Consider the following 6195-nt stretch of genomic DNA (forward strand, 5'->3'; position numbering starts at 1 on the left):
CATCTGTTTTTTGTATTACCATTAAATAATAGTTAGAGATATGAGCGCTTTTAATAGGTGGTAAATCACCATTATTAATACAATTTTCTATATATCCTTTTGGGAATCCGTCCCCCTCCAGATGAATTTTATCTTCCCAAGAAGCACAAATATGATTCAAATCTTTAATATCATCAGTTATAGCCTTACGTATAATAAGTCTATTGGTGTTCCACCTTTCAGAAATTCTCATTTTGAACCTCCAAAAATATAATAAGTTCGCATTATACCCAATGACCACTTTTATTATTAGAAATCCCTTTGGAACAACAAAAAAGGGCATCTAAATTATTTGCGATTTGATGCCCCATTTCTAATGTTTTTTTATATTTGTCCTCTTTAAAACAGACCCCGTTATTTGAGTTAAGACTTAATGAAAAAACATTTCCTTTGAACTTTGTTACATGAAAACTGGTAATTGGCCACTTATATCAGATCATTCCTTTAGCGTAACTAGAACGTAAGTTCCCTATAAATTTACTCCTGATTCAACAATATCTAATTTAGATTAATATACTTTCAAAGTCCCTATTGAAAAACAGTAAGCAACTCTATTAAAAATCAATCAAAATAGACAGGTTCTTGTGGATTATATAAATGCTTGAACGCCATTTCAATTTGTGATTTTGTATTTCTAGCTATTGATAATGGTGGCAGTTCATTTTCAGCAAAAAACTCAACCTCACTCGTTTCGATTCCTTCTTTTGCTTGTCCGCCGATTATTTCACATTGGATAAACATTTTATAAACGTGATATGGTGAAGGCGGATGAGGGTGACACTTTTTATCAAGTACAGCTAACAATTTAGTTGCTTTCACGTTAAATCCTGATTCTTCTTTGACTTCTTTCACAGCAACCTCACTTGGGGTTAATCCAATGTCCCCCCAACCGCCTGGTAATGACCATTTTCCATCAGTATTTTCTTTTACCATTAATATTTTTTTATCCTTAAAGATAACTGCTCTAATATCAACTTTAGGAGTTGCATATCCAGTTTCGCTGGCAAATAGATCTTTTATGACAGTCTTGTCCAATTTTGTCTGTTGCGACAATATTTCTACACTTATATTTCTGATCAATTCAAAGCGTTCCAAATCATATACATCTTTCGAATACGCTAATCCTGTTTGAGCAATGGATTGAAGCTGCTTCGCCCATTCTAGCCATTTAGGTTCCATTTATCATCACCACCAACTTGATTATACCTAATATTACCATATTTCTTTTGATCCCTAAACAGACAGTTAACCTATATTTAATAGAAAAAAAGCGATCTTCTTTATAGAAGAATCGCGGCCGTAAAGATTAATCAACTCCCTATGAGAGTCGAACTTTTTCAAAATGTTCAACTATTGGAAATGGGTCATAGAAATGATGTAAAAGCTTTTTCCATTCTTTATACTCATTTGATTGTCTAAATCCAACTGTATGGTCTTCTAGTGTTTCCCACTTTATCAATAGCAAATATTTACCATTAACTTCCAAACAACGCTGTAATTCGTGCGATATGTATCCTTTCATGGAAGAAATAATGACTGACGCCTGACGAAATGCATCCTCATATTCCTCTTCCAAACCTTGCTTAACCTGAAGCAAAACCGCTTCTAATATCATTGAATATCCCCCTTAAAAAAATCCATCTAATTCACAAAGTCATTGTACCACACCCTCTCTATGAAGCTTTCATAAGAATCTGCCAATCTTCCTGTAGGAATGGAAAATGATAATAATAATGGAACGGAAATACAATTTTATTCGTCAATAAAATAAGGGGTGGTTGAGATGAGAAAATTATTGAACGTGGTTATTTTACTTATGTTAATCTTAACAGGCTGCCGGTTGAGTCAATTCGGACAGCATGTTGAAATTGAATGGGTAGATTTTATTAAATGGAACGGAAAAATGTATGATGGGATTTATTCTGGGGCTTTAGCCGATAAAACGTACCTTGGTGAAAAACTTGGCGAGGTAAAGTTTAAAGTCGCAGACAATGTCACCGATCCAGAATACAAAATTAGAAATGGTGATGCAGCCTTCCATGAAAAAGGAACGCAAATTTTTAAAATTAAGGGGGATCCAAATCTTATTGCTGTAAAATCAGCCAGTGCCATTAACGGCTACAAAATCTACTTTTCAAGAGATGATTTAGTCTACAAATGGCAATTTCAAGATATGCCTATTGACAAATTACACAAAATCGAAATCTATCAAGCCTATGTACCAAACGCTCCTAAACCAATAGCTGAAATAAAAAATCCAGAGCAAGTTTCCCTCTTCCTTCAGATTTTAAAGACTAGTCAAGCATCGCCAAACTTCCAGCCGAATACGGTAAAAGGCGATCCTGATTATTATCATATGGTGCTGTACACTGGGGACCCGGTTGCCTATATGTATGACCTGCACTTTGACGGAAATACTTACTTTTGGTATCCATCAGAGCCGTCCATCTTATCCAAAGACATTCAAACCTTTTTGCCAGGTGATTAATCTATTGTTTGTTCATTGTAATTTTTCTCACAGCAAAATCATTTTCGATTACCTATAGTTATTATTGGAGGTGGATGCAGTGAAAGTAAATTACCCAATTAAAGGTAGTGTAGATGTAAAGGAAATTAAAGAAGTCCTCAAGCCGTTTGGAGGACGTTGTGCAAAAATTGTAGAAGGAACATTGGAATATCAAATAAAGGAAGAAAATCAAAATGACGCCTATGTTTGTTTAAAAGACAAAGGATACATCGATTAAAGACGGATCGATTAAATAGCACTAAACAATAAAATGACTTTTGTAATGACGGGTGAGTATGTTGGCACACGTCATTTTCTCGTTTAAAAGCACAAAAGCGACTAAAAATCATGTTTTTAGCCGCGTTTATGTTAATTCTTATATATTATAGTTTACTTCTTCTCCATAACAGCAAAGTAATTCTGTTCATTATCCGCAAAATTGAATACTCTGCCGCCAGGCATATTTACCATTTCTCCGACGGTGATATTTTTATCCGTAAAGTCTTTATATAATTGCTCTAGATTTTCCGAAAAGAACATTAACGATGGAGTGCCCAAATGTAATTCAGGCTGCATCTTAGCAATTAATTCTTTATTGTGGAGAACAATACTAGTTTCCGCTTCTTTAGATGGAGCAAGTTCAATCCATCTCATTCCTTGGCCGTTATCCTGTTCAGATTTAACGATAAATCCTACTTTTTCTGTCCAAAATTTCACTGTCTCATCTTGGTTGTTAACGTATAACATAATTTGTCCGAGTTGATTAATCATTCGCTTCTCTCCATTTCTGATAGATTAATTCCTTTTGTTTTTTGAACATTCATTATTCTTTATCATTCTACTTTTGATTATAATCGGCTAAACAATTAATTGTCTATTGAATGGTTAATGATTAACATATTATTTACAAAGAGAATTTCTTCCGCTATTTTTCTTTGTAAAAACATATTACGCTCCAGGCGGGCGATTTTCGAAATCATAATCGACCGGTTTTGGTGCAACTCTTGAGTGTTGTAATGCAGGCGTGTCTGGCCGCGCGATTTGGTAAACGGCTGCACCAACGATTTCAGCTGTTTCTTGCAGTTTATTTTTATCAATTTTATCGATGGTATCTGCTGGTGTATGATACCATGGCTCTAGCGGTGAGTGAATGAATAGAGCTGCCGGAATTCCTAGTTCATGGAATGGCTGATGGTCACTCCGTCCCAACTGGCCATACGGAACAACTTCACCTAATGCAGTTCTCAAACCTGCAGCAGAAGCAAGATCAGTGACAGTATTTTTCTTTCCATCAATTGTATACATGATTAATCCGTTTGCTTTGTTATCGCCCCCGGCATCCTTACTTCCGATCATATCCATTTGGAAATGCCCTACGATTCGATCCGCTTCCTCCGAACTTAACGTACTTGCATAATGGTAGGATCCTAACAGACCTTTTTCCTCGGAGCCAAAAGTGACGAAACGTAGTTCAGTATCAATTGGCATATTGGCCATTACTCTTGCAAGCTCTAGTACAGCAGATACTCCGGAAGCATCATCATTTGCACCAGGTCCACCAGGAACCGAATCGTGGTGTGCTCCAATCATAACAATCTGGCCGGTATCCTTATTTTTATGTGGTTTCATTTTTGCAATGACGTTGTAGGAGGTTTTTTCAAGAAATCCTGACCCGGATACTTTTATTTTAGCCGTGAACGGACCAGCTTTTAATTGCTCTACTAATGCCATGCCTTGGGCTCTAGTGATGGCAACTGCAGGGATATTTTGACCATAACTTGCTTGGCCAAATGCGTTGGATGTACCACTATTGTTATACATAATGACACCAACCGCACCTTTATTCAACACATTTTGGATTTTTTCAACGAAGGTGATATCCCCGCGTTCAATCAGTGCAATCTTCCCTTTGACCGAATCCGGTACCGTACCCGCAATGGCTTTACCAACATGCATGACATCCGCCGTTACTTCTCCACTATAGGATCCGGAAAAAACGTATGGGTTAAGATTTTGTCCGCCAATTTCTACTAATCCACTTACATTGTTTCGAACAACATCATAGAACTTAAAAGGCTGCAGCTCTGTCTCATACCCATACTTTTCAAACTGGCCTTTTATGTACTGTGCTCCCTTTAGCTCCCCATCAGTGCCTGCCGTACGTGGCTCCTTTGATAATAGATCAATGGTATTATACATGTTGTCGACGCTAATTTTCTTGATGATCTTGTTGTCGAAAGCGGATGCTGCGTTCAAGTTTGGTGCTCCCTCAGGTCCTTGTGCATATACTCCATTGACACTTAAGACTAGTCCTGCAGTTAATAATACTGACAACGCTTTTTTCTTGCTCATTTAAGCCCTCCTCTTTCTCACAAAATGCAAACGTTTCCAGTAGATTATCATTGATATTAATAGATTAGTAAACTTTAATAGTTTTACAAAAAGCATGATGATTCTACGTTCACAATTACATTTTTCCTATATAGAAAGTGGCAAAATGTAGAACCTTGTTGATTAACCATGAACAAGTCAGAAATTATAGGCAATACTACCTAAATCATAGTAAGAAGATAAAAGCCCCCCTTCAACTTTACTAGTTACGAAAAAAAGCCGGCGATTAGCCGAATATTATAAAGACTATTTAATTAAACATAGGATCGACCTGTTACGTTTAATTTTCATACTTGCAGGGGAAAAACCATTTTCATCGAATACATACCTATAAAAAAGGGAGGAATGCCGTATATGAAACAAAGACATGAAGTACTGTTTAAGCAACTAGAGTGCTATCGCAGCTATGTTTTAAGCGTTATGGAAAATGTTACAGAAGAGGAAGCAGAAATAATCCCTATCGGATTTAATAATAATATTCGTTGGAACCTAGGACATATGTACCTCGACCAATATTTATGGATTCAGGCAGTCACGAAAGAAAAGTGTGGCGTTCCTGAACAATTTAAATCTTGGTTTGGGTTTGGAACCTCTCCGGCAAACTTCAATTCTGAGACACCATCATTAGAAGAGTTAAAGATTTTACTAAAAAAACAACCAGCGAAAATAAAAGATGTATATGGTGAAAGGCTTGAGGAAGAATTCCCACCTACTGAAATGGGGATGCACACTATCGAACAAGTATTAATCCGAACTATTTTTCATGAGGGCATGCATTTACAAGCGATTCTTGATTTAAAAAAATGCATACAACCTTCTTTTTAGTCTGATTTTTTTATAAAGGACAAAGACTGAGCGTGTGTCTTTGTCCTTTGCCATCAAATGATCAATGTTTATTTCCATAATCGTTTTTAGGTTCCTAGCTTTTTTACATTTTTTAAAGAAGGCGCTGTTAAAAAATTATATTGATTTATTAATAAGAGAAAGTATAATATTAAAACTATAAAAATGTTAAATTTTAACAATATAAAGGAGGAATAATATGAAAAATATTAAGATACCATGGCATTTATGGTTAATGGGATTCTTCTTTATTTTCATTTACGCTAATGGAGTTTATGACTATTTTATGATGTTGGGGCTAAATGTTGACTATTATAATTCCAAACACTATGGAGAGGCAGTAGTTGCATATTTTACAAATTATCCAATAGGTCTTTTGATTTTATATACAGTGAATATCTTCTGTGGGTTGCTTT

9 protein-coding genes are annotated in these 6195 nt (G+C 35.8%); 4 read left to right on the forward strand and 5 right to left on the reverse strand.

Annotation, left to right across the window (positions count from 1 at the left end; translation table 11 throughout):
- The 3 genes from V7150_RS24995 to V7150_RS25005 all read right to left on the reverse strand — a co-directional run.
- Nucleotides 1-232, reverse strand: a 232-nt coding sequence (locus V7150_RS24995) for a hypothetical protein (RefSeq protein WP_335523654.1), incomplete at its 3' end; no start/stop codon positions are given.
- Nucleotides 233-600: 368 nt separating this feature from the next.
- Nucleotides 601-1218, reverse strand: coding sequence for an NUDIX hydrolase (locus tag V7150_RS25000; RefSeq protein ID WP_335523657.1), 618 nt, complete (start codon nucleotides 1216-1218; stop codon nucleotides 601-603).
- Nucleotides 1219-1357: 139 nt separating this feature from the next.
- The gene (locus tag V7150_RS25005; protein WP_335523659.1) at nucleotides 1358-1654 is read right to left on the reverse strand and encodes an antibiotic biosynthesis monooxygenase family protein; all 297 of its coding nucleotides are present in this window, start codon (nucleotides 1652-1654) and stop codon (nucleotides 1358-1360) included.
- Between the two features lie 168 nt (nucleotides 1655-1822).
- Here V7150_RS25005 and V7150_RS25010 point away from each other — a divergent pair, with 168 nt between their 5' ends.
- The gene (locus V7150_RS25010) at nucleotides 1823-2527 is read left to right on the forward strand and encodes a hypothetical protein (protein WP_335523662.1); all 705 of its coding nucleotides are present in this window, start codon (nucleotides 1823-1825) and stop codon (nucleotides 2525-2527) included.
- 79 nt (nucleotides 2528-2606) lie between these two features.
- Entirely contained in the window at nucleotides 2607-2783 is a 177-nt protein-coding gene (locus V7150_RS25015) for a hypothetical protein (RefSeq protein ID WP_335523666.1), read from the forward strand.
- 152 nt (nucleotides 2784-2935) lie between these two features.
- On the opposite strand, the gene V7150_RS25020 is transcribed toward V7150_RS25015, so the two are convergent.
- Both V7150_RS25020 and V7150_RS25025 read right to left on the reverse strand, forming a co-directional pair.
- Nucleotides 2936-3316, reverse strand: a complete 381-nt coding sequence (locus V7150_RS25020) for a VOC family protein (protein ID WP_335523669.1) — start codon at nucleotides 3314-3316, stop codon at nucleotides 2936-2938.
- Nucleotides 3317-3493: 177 nt separating this feature from the next.
- On the reverse strand, nucleotides 3494-4897 hold the full coding sequence (locus V7150_RS25025; RefSeq protein WP_335523672.1) for a M28 family peptidase: 1404 nt from the start codon (nucleotides 4895-4897) through the stop codon (nucleotides 3494-3496).
- A 393-nt stretch (nucleotides 4898-5290) separates the two neighbouring features.
- On the opposite strand from V7150_RS25025, the gene V7150_RS25030 reads away from it, so the two are divergent.
- Both V7150_RS25030 and V7150_RS25035 read left to right on the forward strand, forming a co-directional pair.
- On the forward strand, nucleotides 5291-5761 hold the full coding sequence (locus V7150_RS25030) for a DinB family protein (RefSeq protein WP_335523675.1): 471 nt from the start codon (nucleotides 5291-5293) through the stop codon (nucleotides 5759-5761).
- A 217-nt stretch (nucleotides 5762-5978) separates the two neighbouring features.
- Nucleotides 5979-6195, forward strand: a 217-nt coding sequence (locus V7150_RS25035) for a hypothetical protein (RefSeq protein WP_335523678.1), incomplete at its 3' end; no start/stop codon positions are given.

The sequence above is a fragment of the Neobacillus drentensis genome (genome assembly GCF_036965245.1).
Classification (GTDB): domain Bacteria; phylum Bacillota; class Bacilli; order Bacillales; family Cytobacillaceae; genus Neobacillus; species Neobacillus drentensis_G.

What these genes read in the sequence shown, in the direction of transcription:
- V7150_RS25000 (WP_335523657.1), bottom strand. Translation starts at nt 1,218, where the DNA reads ATGGAACCTAAATGGCTAGAATGGGCGAAGCAGCTTCAATCCATTGCT.
- V7150_RS25005 (WP_335523659.1), bottom strand. Translation starts at nt 1,654, where the DNA reads ATGATATTAGAAGCGGTTTTGCTTCAGGTTAAGCAAGGTTTGGAAGAG.
- V7150_RS25010 (WP_335523662.1), top strand. Translation starts at nt 1,823, where the DNA reads ATGAGAAAATTATTGAACGTGGTTATTTTACTTATGTTAATCTTAACA.
- V7150_RS25020 (WP_335523669.1), bottom strand. Translation starts at nt 3,316, where the DNA reads ATGATTAATCAACTCGGACAAATTATGTTATACGTTAACAACCAAGAT.
- V7150_RS25025 (WP_335523672.1), bottom strand. Translation starts at nt 4,897, where the DNA reads ATGAGCAAGAAAAAAGCGTTGTCAGTATTATTAACTGCAGGACTAGTC.
- V7150_RS25030 (WP_335523675.1), top strand. Translation starts at nt 5,291, where the DNA reads ATGAAACAAAGACATGAAGTACTGTTTAAGCAACTAGAGTGCTATCGC.